The organism is Corallococcus exiguus, from assembly GCF_009909105.1.
Classification (GTDB): Bacteria; Myxococcota; Myxococcia; order Myxococcales; family Myxococcaceae; genus Corallococcus; species Corallococcus exiguus.
This window is the reverse complement of the sequence record NZ_JAAAPK010000011.1, coordinates 1-18615: the sequence shown is the minus strand read 5'-3', so window position 1 is coordinate 18615 and position 18615 is coordinate 1. Positions and strand designations below refer to the sequence as shown.

The window sequence follows — 18615 nt, the reverse complement described above, 5'->3', positions numbered from 1 at the left end:
CCAAAGGAGGTATGGCATTCCGGGAAGGAAGAGACCCGGGTGGGTCTGAAAGGCTTTACCGCCCTGCGTCGTCGCCGGTTTCCCGATGGAGAAGCAGTCCCAATCCGGCCGCCGCGAGCGCTGAAACCATGCCCGTCAGGAAGGGGGCCTGGGTGCTCCATGACGCATACATCCAGCCGCTCGCCACCGGACCTACCGTGCGGGCCAGTCCACCGCACGACTGCGCCAGACCCAGCACGGCGCCCTGCTGCGACGGCGGGGCGACCTGGGAGGCCTGGCTTGAAATCAACGGCTGCAGGAAGCCCATCCCCACGCCCACCAGCACCACGGAGAGCATCATCGGAATCGCCTGCCACGACACCGCGAGCCCCGCCATCCCGCCCGCGAGCAGGAGCGCTCCGCAGATGAGCAGCCGGAACTCACCCGCCGCGCGAGACAGCGGACCAATCAGCCCGCCCTGGATGACCATGCCCAGGCCACCCACCACCGCGAAGGTGTAGCCCACCTCCTTGGAGCCCCAGCCCAGCCGCGCCTGCACCAGCAGCGCGAACGCCACCTGGAGCGTGGTCATGGCCAGGAACACCGCGAAGAACAAACCCAGCACCAGCCCCAATGCCTTGCGCCGGGACGGGTCCTGCAACGCCGACCAGCGCGTCTGGGATTTCGCCGCCACGCGCTTCTCCACCGGGTGCGTCTCCGGCATCGCGAAGAACGCGGCCACGAAGCCCACCAGCGCCAGGCCTCCGGCGAGCAGCGGCGGCACCCACGGGCCCAGGCCGGAGAACAGGCCGCCCAGCGTAGGCCCCAGCACCATGCCCAGGCCAATGCCCGCGCCAATGCGGCCCATGGCCCGGGCGCGCGTCTCCTTCGTCGTCACGTCCGCGAGCGCCGCCTGACACGCGGCGATGTTGCCGGACGTCGCCCCCGCCAGGATGCGCGACGCGAACAGCAGCGGCAGCATCAGCTCGTGGCTGGCCAGCGCGAACAGCGCCATGGCCACCGCGTTCGCCAACAGGCTCAGCAGGATGACCGCCCGCCGCCCGTGCCGGTCCGAATAGCGACCGAGCAGCGGCGTGGCGAGCAGCTGCGTGAAGCTGAAACACCCCAGCAGGATGCCCACCGTGCGCGCCGAGCCGCCCATGGACTGCACGTAGAAGGGCAGCATCGGGATGACGATGCCGAAGCCCACCAGGTCCAGGAACACGGTGAAGAACACCACCGCCTCCACCCGGCGCAGCAGGCCCGGCGTGGCGGCGGACGAGGCACCCACGCTGTCAGCCACCATTGCCCGCCCGGTCCACCGGCAGCGCGTCCGCGTAGGCGCGCAGGATGCGGCCCTCGTCGTAGGTGGCCTGAAAGCCCGTGGCCTCCAGGAAGCGCTTGTTGTCCACCACGATGGGGTAGCGCAGGTGGTCCGTGGCCCCCACGGACAGCCGGGGGAAGCCCGCGCGCCCCATCAGCACGGAGAACAGCGGCGACGGCAGCGGCACCGGCGTGCGGCCCGTGCCCTTGATGATGACCGATAGCGGCACCGGCGCGGGCCCCGCCACGTTGAAGATGCCGCGCACCTGCTTCTCCAGCGCCAACTGCAGCGCCGTCACCACGTCCTCCTCCTGGAGCACGTGGAAGAGCGGGTCGTAGCCCAGCACCATGGGCACGCGCTTGCCGCGCAGCAGGTTCGCGAGCGTGCCCGTGCCCGGCGTGCCCAGCGTGTAGACAAGCCGCAGCACCGCGGTGGTGACGTCCGGCATGCGCCACAGCGCCGTCGCCGCGTACAGGTCCGCGGCCACCAGGTCCGCCAGCTCCGGGATGGCCTCCAGCGCGCGCGGGGGCTCGTCCTCGGAGTGGTACAGCGGCGAGTCCGGCGCCGCGCCGTAGAACGTGTGGCGCCCCACGAAGAGCACCTGCTTCACGCCGTGCGCCGCGCAGTGGTCGAACAGCGCCTTGGTGCCGTCCAGGTTGATGCGGCCGCGCTCGTGGCCCTGCACGGTGAACGCCGTCACCGTGGCCATGTGAATCACGGCCTCCGGCTTCCAGCGCCGGAAGAGGTCCTCGGCGGCGCGCTTGCGGATGTCCACCGGGTGGACCTCGATGCCCTTGGGCGCGTCCCTCCACGGGCGGATGTCGATGCCCGCGACTTCATGGCCGCTGTCGCGCAGCTTGAGCGCCAGCCTCCGCGCGATGCCGCCGGAGATGCCCGCAATCAACACCCTCATGGCAACAGCCTCCGGGCCCGGCGCAGGTTGCGCTCGGCGCGGTTGTCTTCGATGAGCCGCTGGATGCTCGCCTTCACCTGGTCCACATAGCCCTGGATGACGTGGTCCTCTTCGTCGCCCGTGCCTTCGAAGACGAGCGGCTCGCCGTAATGGATTTCCAGGCCAATGGGCAGGGGCAGCGGCAGCAGGTACGGCGTCAGCGGCACGTACGGGACGCCCAAGAGCTTGCCCAGCGCGTACGCGTTGGTGACCGTGGGGATGGCCGCGCCGCCGCCCAGGAAGGCGAAGGGGATGATGGGCGAGCGCGTCTGGAGCGCCAACCGGATGAACCCGGTGCCGAAGTCCACCAGCGAGTAGCGGTCCGGGTAGAGCTTCGCGGTGCCGCGGGCGCCCTCCGGGAAAATCATGAGGAGCCGGTCGTCCTCCAGGAGGCGCACGGCGTGCTCGGGCAGGCCGGTGAACTGGCCGGTGCGGCTGGCCCACAGCGAGGCCACGGGGAACTTGTGGATGAAGCGCTCCACCATGCCCTGCGCGAGCCGGGGCGGGTCCATCTCCAGCATCGTGGAGGTGAGCACCATCATCCCGTCCACCGCGACGCCGCCGGAGTGGTTGCCCACCAGCATGCCGCGGCCCTTCTTGGGGATGTGCTGCACGCCGGTGCAACGCACCCGGAAGTAGTTCCGGTAGAGGAAGGCGAAGAACTCCAGCGCCAGCTTCAGGTGCTTCTTGGAGATGCCGTAGGGGTCGACACCGTATTCGTTGAAGGGCAGCTCCAACCGCTCCACCCGCTCTGACAGGGACTCGCTCTGGGGCACGGGGCGCACCGTAGCACCGCGCGGATGCTTTGCACGGGGGGCCCGCGTCCCCCATTGTGCACCCGACGGGTGCCCCGGCCGGGCCCCCAGGGAGTGACGCGAGATGGCGGGGCAGCCGTGGACGGAGATGCTGGACGGGGTGGTCGCGTGGGCCAGGGCCCTGCCGGCGGGGCTGTCCAACCAGGTGGCGGTGGACGTGAGCGGCCGGCGGGTGCGCCTGTCGCACGCGCGGGTGGAGGCGCTGTCGCGGGGCGTGCTGGGCCGCGTGAAGGGGCTCACCCTGCGCTCCTGGGACATCACTCCGTCCGTGTACGACCTGCGCCTGGACGTGCGGGGCTGGAAGCTGCGGGTGGAGACCACCCCCCAGCGCGTGGAGCTGGCCGGGGGGCGCTACACGCTGTGGCTGGCCACGCCCGGCCGGGTGGAGCTGGAGGAGTCCCCCGGCGCGTCATCGCTGCTGATGGGCGCGCTGCGCACGGGGGCCGGGAAGGCCGCGCTCCAGGCCCTGGCGCGCAAGCTGTTGCCGCCGGGACTGGCCTGGGACGGACAGGTGCTCCGGGTGGAGGGGGCGCTGCCGAAGGAGGGCGCGCTGGCGGCCCGCCTCTTCGAGTCCTCCTCCCTGCGGATGACCGCGGAGCACGCGCCGGAGGGCCTGTGGCTGTCCGCGGAGGAGTGGCCGGGGCTCTTGGACCTGCTCCAGGCCGCGCTGGGCCCGGGGTAGGGCGCGCTTCAGCGACCCTCGCCGTCCCACACGTTGGCGCGGCCCGCCAGGGGACCGCGCTGCGGACGGACGATGCAGAAGCGCTGGCCGGTGGGGGCCTCCATCACCCACCAGCGCTGCACGTAGGCGACGCGCTTCGCGCCCAGGGCCTCCAGCCGCTCCAGCTCCGCGTCCAGGTCATCCGACTCGATGTCCAGGTGGATGCGGCTCTCGTGCTCCACCTGCTGGAGGAGCAGCATGGGCTCGGTGTCCTTCGCCTCCAGCTCGCGGTAGGTGGGCGAGTCCGGATCCACCGGCTTCACCGCCCGCCCCAGCGCCGCGCTCCAGAACCGTGTGGCGGCGTCGAAGTCCTCGACCTTGCAGTCGATGACGAACGTGCTGAGTCGGCTGTGATGCATGGCTCGCTCCTGATGGGCCGGGCAGGGGGGAAGCCCGTTGAGGGGGAGCCAGGGATACACCGAAAAGCGGGTGGACGGTACGACGGATTGAAGGGTGGGAGGGATGTGCGGCGCGTACCACTCCGCGCCGCCGGAGCATCCGGCAGCGGACCTTTGCGTGTGCGGAATCCGCCGGAGCTCCTGCTGGACCCAGGGGGAGCGGGAGGCCCGGAGCCTCCCGCCTTTGGGGCCCTGCCTCAGTTGGGCCGCGCGAGCAGCTTGTCCAGCGCCGCGTAGCTCTCGTTGAGGCCCTGCTCCATGCCGGAGCCGACCATGCCCTGGAGGTCCTCCACGGTGTGGAACAGGGAGATGTTGACGAGCTTGGTGCGGCCGTCGCCCAGGTCCTCCAGCGTCATCGTCTCCACCGTCACGTGGCCTGGCATGCCGTCCCATTCGAAGGTCTGCTCGATGCGCTCCATGGGCTTCACCTCGCGGTAGCGGCCCTCGAAGCCGTGGGTGCCTTCAGGCGTGTGTTCGACGAAGCGCCAGTGGCCGCCGCGCTGGACGTCCATGCGCTCGACGACCACCTTGTTGCCCCGGCCCCACCACTGGGAGACGAGCGCGGGGTCGGTCATCGCCTTCCACACCCGCTCGCGGGGCGCGTTGAAGATGCGTTCGATGCGCAGCTCCCGCTCCGCGGTCTGGGTGACGATGGCCTTGTTGGGGGATGCACTCGCGACTTGGGTCGTCATGGCGTTCCTTTCGTGCGCTCGAGGAAGTCCTCGAGGTTGTCCAGGCGCTGCTCCAACATGGTCCGGTAGGTGGCCATCCACTTCGCCACGTCCTCCAGTCGCTTCGGCCCGAGCTTGCATTGGCGGACCCGTCCGACCTTCTCCGTCGTGACGAGCCCCGCCTCCTCCAGGATGCGCACGTGCTTCTGGAAGCCCGTGAGCGTCATCTCGAAGTGCTCGGACAGGCTGCCGATGGACGTGCCGGTCCCTCCCCCCAGTCGCAGGAGGATGGCCCGGCGCGTCGGGTCTGACAGCGCCGCGAACGTACGGTCGAGGGCGACTTGAGACTGAACCATTTGGTTCAGTGTTAAGGCCTGGCGCTCCAAACGTCAAGGCCCCGCCCGGCCGTGCGTCCGGCCGGGCGGGGCCCTGGCTGTGGGCTAGTTGAGTTCGCAGACTTGGCAGACCGGGCCGATGAGCTTCCAGGTCGTACAGCTGCCGCCCGGGGGACAGCAGCGCTTGTACTTGGTGCCGGGCAACCCATAGCCACCGTAGGTGGTGTTTGGCTCGTCGTACCCGGCGGAGTTCGAGCAGGACGTTTTGCACGCGGCCTGCCAGGTGATCATCGACTGCATCTGCGAGGAGGGGCAGTTGGGATCCGTGCCGATCTCCTGCTCCACCTGGCCCTCGCCGCTGGGGAGACCGGCTTCGTCAGCCCCCGTGGCGGGGCCACAGGCGGTGACGACGCCCAGGGTGAGGCTCATCACGAACAACGCTCGAATCATGCTGCGCATGGGCAACGCTCCGGTCGGTGCAAGGCGGCAATGCCTTGCACCGGCGGATTGCGGCATGGCCGCGTTCGCATGACAAGCGGGGTAGGCCGGATGACGTAGGGGAAACCTACGACACCGTGTCTGGCTACTTGCGCTTCTTGGACATGGAGCGGACGAAGATGGAGTCGATGCCGTGGATGCGCATGGAGACGAAGTCTTCCGCGGTGGCGTTCTCGTAGCCCGCGTCGCGCATCTCCTTCACGAACGCGGGCGTGACGCCGTGGATGCGCATGGCCACCAGGTCATCCGCGCTCAGGTCCTTGAAGCCCAGGCCGCGCATCTCGCGGACGAAGTCCGGTGTCACGCCGTGGATGCTCATGGCCAGGAGTGAGTCGAGGGGCAGGCCCTTGAATCCCATCGCCGCGAGGCCCTGGATGCGCTCCGGCGTGACGTTGTGGATGCGGCAGCTCACCAGTTGCTCGATGGTCAGCTTCGGGTAGCCCTCGGCCGCCATGGCGCGGACGTATTCCGGGGTGACGTTGAAGATGCCCACCTGGACCAGCTCATCCACGGTGATGACTTTCTGGCCCACCGCCGCGAGCGCCTGGACGCGCTGCGGGCCGACGTTCACGCTGGCCAGGAGGAATTGCTCGTCCGCGTCCGGCTTGGGAATGCCCAGCTCCCCGAGCTTCTTCGTGAAGCTTGCGTCCGGGGTGAAGCGCCAGGTGCCCACGCCCTGACCGTCCTTGAAGCGGCCCTCGAAATCGAACGTGCCCGCTTCACGCACCAGCTTGAAGGGGGCGCTGCTTCCTTCCGCCGTGGACAGCCCCTGGAAGTCGGCGAGCGGCGCGGAGAAGCCATGGTGCGAATCAGGGCGGTCCTTGGGCTGCAATGACAGCTGCAGCTGCTGCTCCTTCACGTACGCGCCCCACGTGCCGGTGCGCTGGGCCTCGGCGGCGAGGACGGGGAGGGTGAGGAGCATCACGACCAGGGTGAGCCACGGAGACAGGCGCGACGTCATGACGGCGACTCCTTTTTTCGGCAAGGCGCGGCCCTTCCGCGCGCTCGGGATGGAGCGCGCGGTGGGGCCGCTTGGGAGAGGAAGGGAGGGGTTACTTCCGGGACTTCTGCATGCGGCGGATGAAGTCCGCGTCCACGCCGCCGGTGCGCAGGCGCACCAATTCATCCACGGTGGCGGGCTTCACGCCCGCGCCTTCCAGCTCGCGCAAGTAGCTGGAGTCGACGCCCAGCGCACGGAGCTGCACGGCTTCATCCAGGCTCAGCTTCCCGAAGCCCGCGGCCTTCAGTTCGTTGAGCCACGCGGCGTTGATGCCCAGCGCCTTCGCGGACAGCAGGTCGTCGGAGTCCTCCTTGCCGAAGCCCAGGGCCGCCATCTGACCCAGCCACTCCGGCGTGACGCCCAGGTGCTTCATGGCCACCAGCTGCTCGGCGGGGATGGAGCGGCCGAAGCGGTCCGTCATGGACTTCGCGTAGTCCGGCGTGACGCCTGCGTGCTGGAAGCCCACCAGCGTGTCCACCGTGGGCTCGTAGCCCATGGCGGTGATGCGGTCGACGACCTCCGGCGTGACGCCCGCGATCTTCAGCGCGACCAACTGGTCCACGCTCAGCGGATCCACGCCCACGCGGGTCTTCTCGTCGGCATCATCGGAATCCTTCTTCGCCGCGCGGGCCTTCTCCTTCGAGGAGGGCGCGGGGTTCGGAGCCGGCGCGACGACCGGCGCGGGCGCGGGTGGCGGAGCAGGGGGCGCCGCGAGGACCGGAGCCGCGACCGGCGCGGGCGCGGAGACGTGGGGACGGGGCGTAACGCTTACGGCGGGAGACGCCAGGGCCTTCACCTCCGGCGGCTTCGTGGGCTGCACGGCGAGCGCCGTCAGCGGCACCGCCAGCGCCAGGCTGCTGGCCAGCGTGACGATGGACACCCCCGCCGCCCAGCGCGACGAGCAGCGCGACGTGGGCGCCACCACCAACCGCCGCACGCGGTCCTTCAGCGAACCGCCCAGCGCGGACAGCGCGGGCCCGCTGGCGTCCATGCCCTGCAACCGCAGCGCCTCCAGCGCGGTGAGCGCTCGGGCGTAGGGGAGGGCGCCGGGGCCCTGCCGCACCGCCAGGTCGTCACAGCAGTTCTCGCGCTCCACGCGGATGACCTGGGACATCCACCACACGGCCGGATGGTAGAAGAGCAGCGTCTCCACCAGCGTCTGAATCATGTTCACCGCGAAGTCGTGACGGCGGATGTGGGCCAGCTCGTGGGCCAGCACCAGCTCCAGCTCCCGCACGGCCAGCCCGGTCAGCGTGGCGGTGGGGACCAGCACCACCGGCTTCAGCCAGCCCAGCGTGGACGGCACATCCAGCTTCGACGACACCAGCAGGCGCACCGGACGCGTGAGGTTCAGCCGCCGCGCCAGCACTTCCAGCCGCTGCTGCCATTCCCACGACGCGTGCACCGCCTCGTCCACCTGCCGGCGCAATCCCATCCAGCCCTTGAGCAGGCGCAGCGACGACGCCGCCACGCCCAGGCCCCACGCCAGCACCAGCCAGGGCAGGTGTTCGCCCACCTGCTGGAACACCCCGTCCAGCCGGGGCAGCGTCGCGGTCTCCTTCAGGTGACGCGGAGCGGGCAGCTGCGTCAGTGCAACGGACACCGGTGCCGCCATGGGCTTCACGGTCCGCGGGACGGACGCCGTGCTCACTGCCGGACGGGACTCCACAGCGCGCGAGGCATGCCGCCACGCGGTGGCCACCGGCAGCGCCAGCATGATGCCCAGCGCGCCGCACGCCAGCGCGTAGCGCAGGTTCGCTGAACGCCGCCCCACCCACCGGAGCGCCAGCGCCAGGGCCACCGCCACGAGCGCGCCCTGCCACACCAGGTGCACGAGCGCCCAACCCACCGCTTCCAGGATGAGACCGTTCATGACTCCGACTCCTTCTCGAGCGAATCCAGCAGCTGGCGCAGCTCCGCCAGCTCCTCCGGGGACGTCTTCTTCGTGGACAGGGCCTGCAGGGCGAGCCGCGCCGGGGAGCCGCCGAACACGCGGTCCATCAGATCGGTGACCAGCTGCTGCTGGGTGCTCTCCCGGGGGAGCCGGGCGCTGTAGACATGCGCGCGCTGGGACTCGTCGCGCGTCACCAGCCCCTTCTCCGTCATGATCTGCATCGTCTTCAGGACGGTCGTGTAGCCGCTCCCGTCCTGGAGCGTCTCGTGGACCTCGCGCACCGTGCGCGTGCCCCCGTCCCACAGCACCCGCAGGATGGCCAGCTCGGCATCCGTGGGTCGCGGCAGCTTTCCTCGGCTCATGGCTTCCTCTCTCCTCACCGCTTCCTACGCATAGTTATACGAACGATTTCGTAGGTGTCAACGAAGCCTTTCGTACTTCGCGAACAAGGGACCCTGGAGGGAGGGGAAAGGGCGTCCCCGAGGGCTGACGCCCAGACAAGCCATCAGGGAGGGGTGAACCGGACGGCGGGGTGTTTACCGTTTTCCCGACCGGGCCATGGCCACGCGGCGGGGAGCCCGAGGAGTCGTCCATCGATGCGTGTCATCCTCTTCTGTCATTCCCTGCTGTCGGACTGGAACCATGGTGACGCCCACTTCCTGCGCGGGGTGGCGACGGAGCTGGTCGCGCGAGGCCACTCCGTGCGTGTGTTCGAACCCGAGGACTCGGGGAGCTTCCAGTGCCTCTTGGAGGAGCCCCACGGCGTGGCCGCGCTCAACGAGGTCCGCGCCCTCTATCCACACGTGCGTCCGGAGCGGTACGCGCCCGACACGCTGGACCTGGAGGCGGTGCTCGATGGCGCGGACCTGGTGCTGGTGCACGCCTGGACGCCGCCGGACCTGGTGCGCCGTATCGGAGTGCACCGCCGTGACGGCGGCCGCTTCCGCCTCCTCTTCCACGACACCTTCCACCGGAGCGTGAGCGCGCCGGAGGTGATGGCCGGCTACGATCTGTCCCGGTACGACGGGGTGCTCGCCTCCGGAGACGTGCTCCGGGACCTCTACCTGGAGCGGGGCTGGGCGCGGCGGGCGTGGACCTGGCACGAGGCCGCCGACGTGCGCGTGTTCCACCCGCACCCGCGCAACCGCGAGGTGCGGGACCTGGTCTGGATTGGCAACTGGGGGGATGACGAGCGCACGAAGGAGCTGCAGGAGTTCCTCGTGGAGCCGGTGCACGAGCGAGGCTTCACCGCGCGAGTGCATGGCGTGCGCTACCCGGTCCCCGCCCTGCGAGCCCTCTTCGACGCCGGCATCGAGTACGCCGGCTGGCTGCCCAACCACCGCGTGCCCCTGGCCTTCTCCCAGGCGCGCGTCACCGTGCACATCCCCCGGCGGCCCTACGCCACGCTGCTGCCCGGCGTCCCCACCATCCGCCCCTTCGAGGCGCTGGCGTGCGGAATCCCGCTGGTGTCCGCTCCGTGGGAGGACTCGGACGGGCTGTTCACCGCGGGGAAGGACTACCTCGTCGCCCGGGACGGGGCGCAGATGCGGCGCCACCTGTCCGCGCTGGTCGCGGACGCGGAGATGCGGCACGCCTTCGCGGAAGCCGGCCTGCGCACGGTACTGTCGCGGCACACCTGCGCGCACCGGGTGGAGGCGCTGCTCGTCTTCTGTCAGGAGCTGGGGATGTCCGGCGACGTCCTTCACCCGCTGTCCTCGGAAAGAGTCCTCGCATGAGCCGTGGCCTGCGCTTCGCCTTCTTCGGTTCCAGCCTCGTGTCCACCTGGTGGAACGGCGCTGCCACCTACTACCGGGGCCTGCTGCGCGCCCTGCACGCGCGCGGACACCAGGTCACCTTCTATGAACCGGATGCCTCCGGCCGGCAGGAGCACCGCGACCTCCAGGGGCCGGACCAGGCACGCGTCGTCGTCTATTCCAACAACCTGGGCTCGGTGGACGAGTGCCTGGACGACGCCTTCGGCGTGGACGTGGTGGTGAAGGCCAGTGGCGTGGGCGCCCTCGACGCGTATCTGGATTCGCGCGTGCTGGAGTTGCGCCGCTCCGGCACGCAGGTGGTGTTCTGGGACATGAGCGCGCCCGCCACGCTGGAGCACGTGGCGAAGGACGCCCACCATCTCTTCCGTCAGCTCATCCCGCGCTTCGACCACATCCTCACGTCCGGCGGCGGCGCGCCGGTGGTGAACGCGTACCGCGAGCTGGGCGCGAAGCATTGCGTGGCCATCCACCCCGCGGTGGATCCGGACACGCACCACCCCGTGGCGCCTGAGTCGCGTTTCGCCTGCGACCTGGCCTTCCTGGGCAACCGGTTGCCGGACCGAGAGGCGCGCGTGGAGGCCTGCTTCTTCAAGGTCGCGGAGTCGCTGCCCCGCTCGCGCATGCTCCTGGGCGGCAACGGTTGGGAGGAACGCGTCGTGCCCTCCAACGTCGGGCGCCTGGGCCACGTCTACACGCAGGACCACAACGCGGTGAACAGCTCGGCGCGCGCGGTGCTCAACCTGCACCGCGACAGCATGGCGCGCTTCGGCTTCTCACCGTCCCCGCGCGTGTTCGAGGCCGCGGGCGCGGGAGCCTGCCTCATCACCGACGCCTTCGAGGGCGTGGAGCAATTCCTGGAGCCCGGCCGCGAGGTCCTGGTGGCCCGCTCCGGTGAAGAGGTCGCCGAGCACGTGAAGCGCCTCACCCCGGAAGACGCCCGGCGCATGGGACAGGCCGCGCTCCGGCGCGTGCTGGCCGAGCACACGTACGCGCACCGCGCCGTGGAGGTGGAGGCGGCGCTGGGCTGACGCATCCCGGTCATCGACGTCGGCGGGGGTTGAAACCCGGCGTGGCGGGACGCATCGATGGGAGTGCATGACGTCCCCTCCGCCTCCCAAGCCCTGCGCTGTCTGCGGCCGCGCCATCACCTGGCGCCGCAAGTGGGCGCGCGACTGGGAACAGGTGCGGTACTGCTCGGAGGCGTGCCGGGGGAAGCGGACCCAGGCGCGGGATTCCCCGTGGGAGGCGCGCATCCTGGAGTTGCTCTCCCAGCGGGCAGGCGGCGCCACCGTGTGCCCCTCTGAAGTCGCCCGCGCGTCCGGCGGCGAGGACTGGCGCGCGTGCATGGAGCCCGTGCGCGAGGCAGCGCGCAGGCTCGTCGCTCGCGGCGTGCTGGACATCGTCCAGGGGGGCAGGGTGGTGGAGCCCTCCACCGCGCGCGGGCCCATCCGGTTGCGCCTGCGCGCCTGATGTGGTGCCCCGCACAGGGCGTTCACGGGCCGTGGAATCGCGCTTGCGCTCACATGGAGGGTCCGGCTACGCGCCGCCCCATGGCCCACGACAAGAAGCCCGCGTTCGACATCATCCTGTGGGGCGCCACGGGATTCACCGGCCGCCTGGTGGCGGAGTACCTGGCTCGCAATCAGGAGACGCACCGCGCGAAGTGGGCCATCGCCGGGCGTGACGAGGCGAAGCTGGATCAGGTCCGCTCGGAGCTGGTGAAGGTGCGGCCGGAGTTCGCGGACCTGCCGGTGGTGCTCGCGGACGCGAAGGACGCGGCCTCGCTGGACGCGATGGTGGCGCGCACGCGCGTCATCATCTCCACCGTGGGGCCCTATGCCCGCTACGGCAACGAGCTGGTCGACGCCTGCGTCCGCGCCGGCACGGACTACTGCGACCTGACGGGCGAGGTGCAGTTCATGCGCGGGACCATCGACGCCCACGACGCGCGGGCGCGCGAGACGGGCGCCCGCATCGTGCACACCTGCGGCTTCGACTCCATCCCCTCCGACCTGGGCACGCTGATGGTCCAGGACTACATGCGTGAGAAGCACGGCGGCCACTGCGACCAGGTGCGCTTCCACCTGACGCGCATGCGCGGCGGCTTCAGCGGCGGCACCATCGCCAGCATGATGGACACCCTGGCGGCGGTGAAGGCGGAGCCTGCCCTCAAGAAGGTGCTGACCAGCGCCCACGCGTTGGATCCGGAGCCCTCCCGAGGCACGAAGGAGGAGCGCGACCTGGCCACGGTGAAGAAGAGCCCGGACACGGGCACGTGGACCGCGCCCTTCGTGATGGCCTCCGTCAACACGCGCGTCGTGCGGCGCTCCAACGCGCTCTTGGGCTACCCGTGGGGCCGCGACTTCTTCTACTCGGAGGTCTCCGACTTCGGTCCCGGGCCCAAGGGCCTGGCGCTCGCCGCGGCGACCACCGCGGGGCTGGGCGGGTTCATGCTCCTGTCGAACGTGGACCCCGCGCGGGAGCTATTGGAGAAGCACGTGCTGCCCGCGCCGGGCGAGGGTCCGTCCGCCACCGTGCGTGAGCGCGGCCTCTTCGAGGTGCGGCTCCTGGGCGAGGGCCACTCGCCCAAGAGCGGCCAGCGCGTGAAGGTGGAGGGCAAGGTCGCGTCGAAGGGCGACCCGGGCTACGCGGCCACGGCGCGCATGCTCGCGGAGTCCGCGCTGTGCCTCGCCTTCGACACCATCCCCAAGCGGGGCGGCGTCCTCACCCCCGCGTCCGCTATGGGCATGGTGCTGGTGGAGCGCCTGCGCAAGGCGGGCATGACGTTCGAAGTGCACGACCGCGCCGCTTGAGGGCGCGGCGGGGCTCTCAGTCGCGCAGGTAGTGGCAGGTGTAGCCGCCGGGGTTCTTCACCAGGTAGTCCTGGTGGTAGCCCTCGGCGGGCACCCACTCGCTGGCGGCGGTGATTTGCGTGACGACGGGCCGGGACCACTTGCCGGACTTGTCCACGCGGGCCTTCACCGCCTCCGCCGTCCGGCGCTGGTCGTCCGACAGATAGAAGATGGCGGAGCGGTACTGCGAGCCCACGTCATTACCCTGACGGTTGAGGGTCGTCGGGTCGTGCATGCGGAAGAACCACTGCTCCAGCAGCGCCTCGTACGTCAGCAGCTTCGGGTTGAAGACAACGCGCACAGCCTCCGCGTGCCCCGTCTCCCCGGTGTGCACGTCCTCGTAGGTCGCGTCCTTCTTCGAGCCGCCCGTGTAGCCGGCCTCCGTGTCGATGACGCCCGGGATCTTCCGGAGGATGTCCTCCATGCCCCAGAAGCACCCGCCCGCCAGGTACGCCGTCTCGCGAGTGGCCTCCGTGGGGGCCGTCGCCTTCGCCAGCACGACGGCGCCCGCGGCGGGAGCGAGCGTGCCCTGGGGTTCGCTCGGGGCCGCTCGGCCGAAGGAGGGCAGCCACTTGCCATAGCCCTTCGCGGCCAGCTCATTCACGGGGATGAAGCGCAGCGACGCGGAGTTGATGCAGTAGCGCAAACCCGTGGGCTTGGGCCCGTCCTCGAAGAGGTGGCCCAGGTGCGAGTCGCCGTCCTTCGAGCGAACCTCCACGCGCTCCATGCCCAGGGTGCTGTCGCGCTTCTCCACCACGTGGGCCTTGTCCAGGGGGCGGGTGAAGCTGGGCCAGCCGGTGCCGGACTCGAACTTGTCGCGCGAGGAGAACAGCGGCTCGCCGCTGACCACGTCGACGTAGAGCCCTTCATCGTGATTGTTCCAGTACGCGTTGCGGAAGGGCGGCTCGGTGGCCTCGTGCTGCGTCACCTGGTAGGCGAGGGGGGACAGGTTGCGCTTCAGCTCCGCGTCGGACGGCTTCGTGTACGCGCGGCCGTCCTGTGGCGGGGCGTACGCGGTGGCCGCGGGCTTCTCGCCGGGCGGAGCACCACGCGCTTCGGTGCACGCGCTCAGGGCGGCGGCCAGCACCAGCAGGGCGGGCCATAGCCGGTGCGCCACGGGCCGCGGGGTGGGAGACGGCACTGCACGGGCGGACGACATGGGTCGCGAAGCCTCCGGGCGCCGTCGGAAGAAAGGGCGCCATTCCAACTTACGCGCGACACCGGGGAACGGTTACAGCGGGGCCACGATGACCTGCCGGCCGGGCGGGCCTCTCCGTGGCTCGCCGGAGGGCCGGGCAGTGGCCGGCGGGGGGCCGGAGGCGCTACGGTTCTAGCGAAGACCGGGAGGGAACCGATGAGCCGGGAACGCGGGCCGCGAGGTCCAATCGGGCGGGTGACGGGCATCTCGCGCGCGGAAGGCGCCAGCGTCATCCTTCGCATCCGGGCCCTCCAGAGCGTGGAAGGCGCCGCGCCGGTGGCGGAGCGCAACGCGCCCCAGCGCTCCTTCGCGGAGGTGATGGAGCGCCAGGCACAGGGCTTGAACACCTCGGAGCCCCTGCCGTTTCCCGTGGCCCCCAAGCCCTTGCCGCCACCCGCGCGCGGTCACGAAGACGAGGAGTTGATGACCGCGGAGCCCGCCCCCGACACCTTCGTCGGGCTCATGTGGTCCAAGCTGAAGCGCCCGCGCTGAAGCGCTCCAGGGAAGGCGCTCCGGCTGGATCGCTACCACCACGTCGCGGCGAGCCTGCCCAGGGACACGCGGTCCAGGCTCGCCACGTCGTTGGCTGATGCGCTCCAGGGAAGGCGCTCCGGCTGGACCGCTACCACCACGTCGCCGCGAGTCCGCCCAGGGACACGTAGTCCTGGCTCGCGGCATCGTTGGCGGAGTGGGGGTCCTCGGGGACGCTGAGCGTCCGCGTGGCGGTGATGCGGTAGGACAGGCCCACGCTGGAGCGAGGCAGCGGCGCGGAGAACCGCAGGAGGGCGGTGTCGCCCACGGCCATCGGTCCCACCTCGCACTGGAGCGTGCCGGCGGCCATGAGGCAGTCCCGGGTGCTGGCCTGGAGGCCCGGGGGCAGGGCCACGGTGATGACGGCCCGGTTCAGCGGATCCGGCCCGTGCTGCGTGACGGTAAGCGTGTAGTCGATGCGCGGCACGGACACACCCGGCCTGGGGACAGCGGTGAGCGTCACCTCCACGTCCGCGGAGGCCGCGGCCCGAAGCACGGACACGTCATGGCTCCGGGTGTTGGCGGTGACGACGTCCGGCTTCAGGTCGCCGTCGAGCAGGCCCACCGCGAGCGCCGCGGGGCCCTCGCCGGTGGCCAGGCGCGTGGGCGCGCCGAAGGAACCGTGGCCCTGGCCGGGCAGCAGGGACACGGTGTCCTCGTTGAAGTTCGCGGTGATGAGATCCGGCATCCCATCGCCGTTGAAGTCGCCGGCCGCGACGAAGTACGGCCCGCCCTTCACGGCGAAATCCACGCGCACGGGGAACGTACCGGCGCCTGTGCCGCGCAGCACGGACACGCTCTGGCCCCGGAAGTTCGCGGTGACCACGTCCAGCTTCCCGTCGTCATCCACGTCCACCACCGCGACGGAGTAGGGCGCGTTGCCCGTGGCGAAGTCCATGCGCGGCCGGAACGTCCCGTCCCCGTTGCCGAGCAGCACCGACACCGTGTCCACGAAGTTCGCGGTGACCAGGTCCGCCATCCCGTCGTGGTTGACGTCGGCCACCTTCACCGCGAACGGGTTGGTGCCGGCGTTGACATCCTTCTGATGCACGAACCGTCCGGAGCCCCGGTTCAACAGCACCGACACGGAGTCGTCGAGCGAGTTGGCCGTCACCACGTCCAGGCGTCCGTCGCCGTCCAGGTCGCCCACGTCCACGGCCGAGGGCTCCGCGCCCACGGAGTGGTCGGTCCGCGCGCCGAACGTCCCATCCCCGCGCCCCAGCAGCACGGACACCGTGCCTCCGAAGTGGCTGGTGACCGCGTCCAGGTGGCCATCCCCGTCGAAGTCCCCCACCGCGACCGCGCCGGGCAACGCCCCGGTGGGCCGCTCCATGCCGGGCGCGAACGTTCCGTCCCCCAGGCTCCGCAACACGGACACGGTGCCCGCGGTGTGGTTGGCCGTGATGACGTCCAGACGCCCGTCCTCGTCGAAATCGCCCAGCGCCACGGCGCGAGGCCCCATCCCCGTGGGAGAGGCGCGAGGCGCGTCCAGCAGCGGCTGGGGTGCAGTCGCCGCCATCCGCGGCAGCGCCATGGCAATCAGCACCGCGGCGCTGAACAGCATCACTCCCGCATGGGCCATTCGTGGGTGTCTCATGTTCATCCCCCTCTTCATTCACGATTCACGGCCCTGAACCGGCAAGGCCGTATGAACACGGTTTCCGTGACATCCCCGTGTGGTGTTGAAGAAGTAAGAAGGGGCGCCGGGTGGGGCCATGCGTCCCGGGGGACGGTGGGGTGATGGGCGGTGGACAGGCGCATGTCCCGGAGGGACGGCTTGCGCGCGGGGTAGGCTGTGCCGTCCCATGTCCCTTCCGCCCGGAACGCAGACTTCCTCCCGCCAGCCGTTGGTGGTCACCACGTCGGACCGGGTGGACGCACCGCTCGCACAGCGTGCGCGGAGTGCGGCGGAGGCGGTGGGCGTGCCGTATGTGGAGCGCCACCACAAGCTGCCCCTGAAGAAGCTGCTCACCGACATGGCGGACGCGCTCATTGTCTTCGAGTCCACGGCGGTGTCGCTGGTGGACGCGGAAGGGACGCTGCGCTTCTCACCGGGGCTGGCGCACCTGCGAGTGAAGCAGCTGGACGCGGGCGTGATGGAGGACCAGCTCGTGCGCGTCGCGGCCCTGCGCGAAGGGGAGCGCGTGTTGGACTGCACGCTGGGCCTGGGCGCGGATGCGCAGGTGGCGGCGCGGCTGGTGGGGCCGGGCGGAAGCGTCATCGCGCTGGAGAAGAGTCCGGCGCTGTATCTCCTGGTGCGGCACGGGCTCAAGGGGCTCGAGCGCCACCCGGCCGCCTGCGCGGTGAGCGCGGTGTACGCGGACGCGGCGGAGTTCCTGCGCGGGCTGCCAGACGGCGCGTTCGACGTGGTGCTCTTCGATCCGATGTTCGAGCGCGAGCGCAAGTCCTCCGCCGCGTTCGAAGCGCTGCGCCGCCACGCGGACTACTCGCCGCTGACGCGCGAGACGGTGGACCAAGCCCGGCGCGTGGCACGCCGGGTGGTGGTGTTGAAGGGCTCGCGCTACTCGAAGGACTTCAAGAGGCTGGGCATCACCCCGGAGCCCGCCCGGCCCAACGCCACGGTGTTGTGGGCCCGACTCCCGGGTTCGGGCAATCCCGTTCATCCTGGTGAAGACGGAAGTCCCTGATAGCGTCCCGGGCCGCCGTGAAGCACGACAACCGGGAGCGACACATGAAGACGCTGAAGCGGGGACTGTTGCTGGTGGGCTGCCTGCTGGGGACCGTGGGCTGTGGCGTGGAGGCGCCGGAGGAGGGCGCACCGCTGCAGGAGGACACGCAGGAGGTGTCCGCGCAGGCAGGCTGCATCCCCGGCCAGACGCGCACCATCAAGGTGGGCTGCTGCACGCCCACGCTGGAGCGCCGGCAGAACCAGATCTGCACCAACTCGGCGGGCTCCTGGAGCAACTCCGGCTCCAGCTACTGTGGCGGCTCGACCCTGAACTGCTACGGCGGCTGATCAGGAGGCCCGAGGCACGTTGACCCATCCTGCGCGCAAGCAAGGCTCGCGCAGGGTGGTCCACAAGGGCCGGTAGCTGAAGCGTCGATCCGCGGGAGGCCGCTCTCCGGAGACGAACCGTCCCCATCAGCCCGACAGCTGGACAGGTTGCCCAAGGCCGAGCCCATTACCTCTCTCTCGGCGCGCGCTCCATCAACCTCAGGGGGAGTAGGCCCCGGAGCTGTTGGAGATAGCAGTGGCTCGCTGGCCGGAGCCACGGAGAGGGCCTGCACCTGAGGGCACGGCGCAACCCCGAGCGTCTCGGTGTCCTCGGAGGCCGGTTCAAGGCAACCGGGGCTCCGCTCCTCGACAGAAGGGCGTACCTCCGGCGCGTCCGCCATCTCAGTGGCTGCCACGGGCGCACCAACGAGTCCCTCCTGGGCGCATGGGGCCTCGGGGGACGCAGGCTTCATGGGGACGGGAGCGAAGGCATTCAGCACGCGCTCATCGCGAGCCTTCAGCAGCGCTGGCAGCTCATGCTGAAGTGCCTGCATGTCGCGCTCGTTCAGAATCGCCATCGCGCGGAAGGCACACTCGCGCAGCGCCTCTCCGCCCATGAGCGGCAGCAGTTGGGCGGCGCCTCCCAGGAATGCCCGCTGCAGGGACTGAACGAGGAGCACGTGCCCGGGACGCGCCGCCACCCGCGCCGCATGCCG

21 protein-coding genes are annotated in these 18615 nt (G+C 70.5%); 9 read left to right on the top strand and 12 right to left on the bottom strand.

Translation table 11 applies throughout. The annotated features are described in order from the left end of the window. Positions 1 to 55: 55 nt before the first annotated feature. Genes GTZ93_RS32895 through GTZ93_RS32885 form a run of 3 tightly spaced genes read right to left on the bottom strand, consistent with a single transcriptional unit; the run spans position 56 to position 3040 of the window. Positions 56 to 1285 carry an MFS transporter gene (locus tag GTZ93_RS32895; protein WP_139918138.1) on the bottom strand — a complete coding sequence of 410 codons (1230 nt, stop codon included), beginning with the start codon at positions 1283 to 1285 and terminating at the stop codon, positions 56 to 58. Continuing rightward, positions 1275 to 2216, bottom strand: a complete 942-nt coding sequence (locus GTZ93_RS32890; RefSeq protein ID WP_139918136.1) for an SDR family oxidoreductase — start codon at positions 2214 to 2216, stop codon at positions 1275 to 1277. Before GTZ93_RS32890 ends, GTZ93_RS32895 begins: the two co-directional genes overlap by 11 nt. Next, on the bottom strand, positions 2213 to 3040 hold the full coding sequence (locus tag GTZ93_RS32885) for a lysophospholipid acyltransferase family protein (protein WP_121754317.1): 828 nt from the start codon (positions 3038 to 3040) through the stop codon (positions 2213 to 2215). Before GTZ93_RS32885 ends, GTZ93_RS32890 begins: the two co-directional genes overlap by 4 nt. Positions 3041 to 3134: 94 nt before the next feature. Here GTZ93_RS32885 and GTZ93_RS32880 point away from each other — a divergent pair, with 94 nt between their 5' ends. Next, the gene (locus GTZ93_RS32880) at positions 3135 to 3752 is read left to right on the top strand and encodes a hypothetical protein (protein ID WP_120598263.1); all 618 of its coding nucleotides are present in this window, start codon (positions 3135 to 3137) and stop codon (positions 3750 to 3752) included. An 8-nt stretch (positions 3753 to 3760) separates the two neighbouring features. Here the strand turns inward: GTZ93_RS32880 and GTZ93_RS32875 are convergent, their stop codons facing one another. The 7 genes from GTZ93_RS32875 to GTZ93_RS32845 form a co-directional block, all read right to left on the bottom strand. After that, positions 3761 to 4150: a VOC family protein gene (locus GTZ93_RS32875; RefSeq protein ID WP_120578359.1), complete on the bottom strand. Its 390-nt coding sequence runs from the start codon at positions 4148 to 4150 to the stop codon at positions 3761 to 3763. A gap of 236 nt (positions 4151 to 4386) precedes the next feature. Then, positions 4387 to 4881: an SRPBCC family protein gene (locus GTZ93_RS32870; protein ID WP_120578358.1), complete on the bottom strand. Its 495-nt coding sequence runs from the start codon at positions 4879 to 4881 to the stop codon at positions 4387 to 4389. After that, entirely contained in the window at positions 4878 to 5216 is a 339-nt protein-coding gene (locus GTZ93_RS32865; protein ID WP_126932742.1) for an ArsR/SmtB family transcription factor, read from the bottom strand. The genes GTZ93_RS32870 and GTZ93_RS32865 overlap by 4 nt, the downstream gene beginning before the upstream one ends. An 84-nt stretch (positions 5217 to 5300) precedes the next feature. Further along, a complete protein-coding gene (locus GTZ93_RS32860; protein ID WP_139918134.1) occupies positions 5301 to 5654 on the bottom strand; it encodes a hypothetical protein in 354 nt (117 codons plus the stop codon). A 124-nt stretch (positions 5655 to 5778) separates the two neighbouring features. Further along, on the bottom strand, positions 5779 to 6654 hold the full coding sequence (locus tag GTZ93_RS32855; protein WP_139918132.1) for a 4-hydroxy-3-methylbut-2-enyl diphosphate reductase: 876 nt from the start codon (positions 6652 to 6654) through the stop codon (positions 5779 to 5781). Positions 6655 to 6745: 91 nt separating this feature from the next. Next, on the bottom strand, positions 6746 to 8566 hold the full coding sequence (locus GTZ93_RS32850; protein ID WP_139918130.1) for a M56 family metallopeptidase: 1821 nt from the start codon (positions 8564 to 8566) through the stop codon (positions 6746 to 6748). Beyond that, positions 8563 to 8949 (bottom strand): BlaI/MecI/CopY family transcriptional regulator, encoded by a 387-nt coding sequence (locus tag GTZ93_RS32845; RefSeq protein WP_120598257.1) that lies wholly within the window; start codon positions 8947 to 8949, stop codon positions 8563 to 8565. Before GTZ93_RS32845 ends, GTZ93_RS32850 begins: the two co-directional genes overlap by 4 nt. Before the next feature lie 234 nt (positions 8950 to 9183). On the opposite strand from GTZ93_RS32845, the gene GTZ93_RS32840 reads away from it, so the two are divergent. From GTZ93_RS32840 to GTZ93_RS32825, 4 genes are all read left to right on the top strand, one after another. Further along, positions 9184 to 10323: a CgeB family protein gene (locus GTZ93_RS32840; RefSeq protein WP_139918128.1), complete on the top strand. Its 1140-nt coding sequence runs from the start codon at positions 9184 to 9186 to the stop codon at positions 10321 to 10323. Continuing rightward, positions 10320 to 11390: a CgeB family protein gene (locus tag GTZ93_RS32835; RefSeq protein WP_139918127.1), complete on the top strand. Its 1071-nt coding sequence runs from the start codon at positions 10320 to 10322 to the stop codon at positions 11388 to 11390. The genes GTZ93_RS32840 and GTZ93_RS32835 overlap by 4 nt, the downstream gene beginning before the upstream one ends. Before the next feature lie 67 nt (positions 11391 to 11457). Continuing rightward, positions 11458 to 11832 carry a DUF2256 and DUF3253 domain-containing protein gene (locus tag GTZ93_RS32830; RefSeq protein ID WP_120598254.1) on the top strand — a complete coding sequence of 125 codons (375 nt, stop codon included), beginning with the start codon at positions 11458 to 11460 and terminating at the stop codon, positions 11830 to 11832. An 80-nt stretch (positions 11833 to 11912) separates the two neighbouring features. Further along, on the top strand, positions 11913 to 13175 hold the full coding sequence (locus GTZ93_RS32825) for a saccharopine dehydrogenase family protein (protein WP_139918125.1): 1263 nt from the start codon (positions 11913 to 11915) through the stop codon (positions 13173 to 13175). Positions 13176 to 13191: 16 nt separating this feature from the next. Here GTZ93_RS32825 and GTZ93_RS32820 read toward each other — a convergent pair whose 3' ends face one another. After that, complete coding sequence (locus GTZ93_RS32820) at positions 13192 to 14373, bottom strand: bifunctional methionine sulfoxide reductase B/A protein (RefSeq protein WP_139918123.1); 1182 nt, start codon at positions 14371 to 14373, stop codon at positions 13192 to 13194. A gap of 195 nt (positions 14374 to 14568) precedes the next feature. Between GTZ93_RS32820 and GTZ93_RS32815 the strand changes: the two genes are divergently transcribed. Further along, the gene (locus GTZ93_RS32815; protein ID WP_139918121.1) at positions 14569 to 14904 is read left to right on the top strand and encodes a hypothetical protein; all 336 of its coding nucleotides are present in this window, start codon (positions 14569 to 14571) and stop codon (positions 14902 to 14904) included. Between the two features lie 130 nt (positions 14905 to 15034). On the opposite strand, the gene GTZ93_RS32810 is transcribed toward GTZ93_RS32815, so the two are convergent. Further along, positions 15035 to 16540: an FG-GAP-like repeat-containing protein gene (locus GTZ93_RS32810; RefSeq protein ID WP_161663195.1), complete on the bottom strand. Its 1506-nt coding sequence runs from the start codon at positions 16538 to 16540 to the stop codon at positions 15035 to 15037. A gap of 208 nt (positions 16541 to 16748) precedes the next feature. On the opposite strand from GTZ93_RS32810, the gene GTZ93_RS32805 reads away from it, so the two are divergent. The 3 genes from GTZ93_RS32805 to GTZ93_RS43330 form a co-directional block, all read left to right on the top strand. Further along, entirely contained in the window at positions 16749 to 17591 is an 843-nt protein-coding gene (locus GTZ93_RS32805) for a class I SAM-dependent methyltransferase (RefSeq protein ID WP_139924115.1), read from the top strand. A 44-nt stretch (positions 17592 to 17635) separates the two neighbouring features. Beyond that, the gene (locus GTZ93_RS32800) at positions 17636 to 17920 is read left to right on the top strand and encodes a hypothetical protein (protein ID WP_126932750.1); all 285 of its coding nucleotides are present in this window, start codon (positions 17636 to 17638) and stop codon (positions 17918 to 17920) included. A gap of 515 nt (positions 17921 to 18435) precedes the next feature. Continuing rightward, on the top strand, positions 18436 to 18615 hold a 180-nt coding region (locus GTZ93_RS43330; RefSeq protein WP_222595354.1), incomplete at its 3' end, for a hypothetical protein.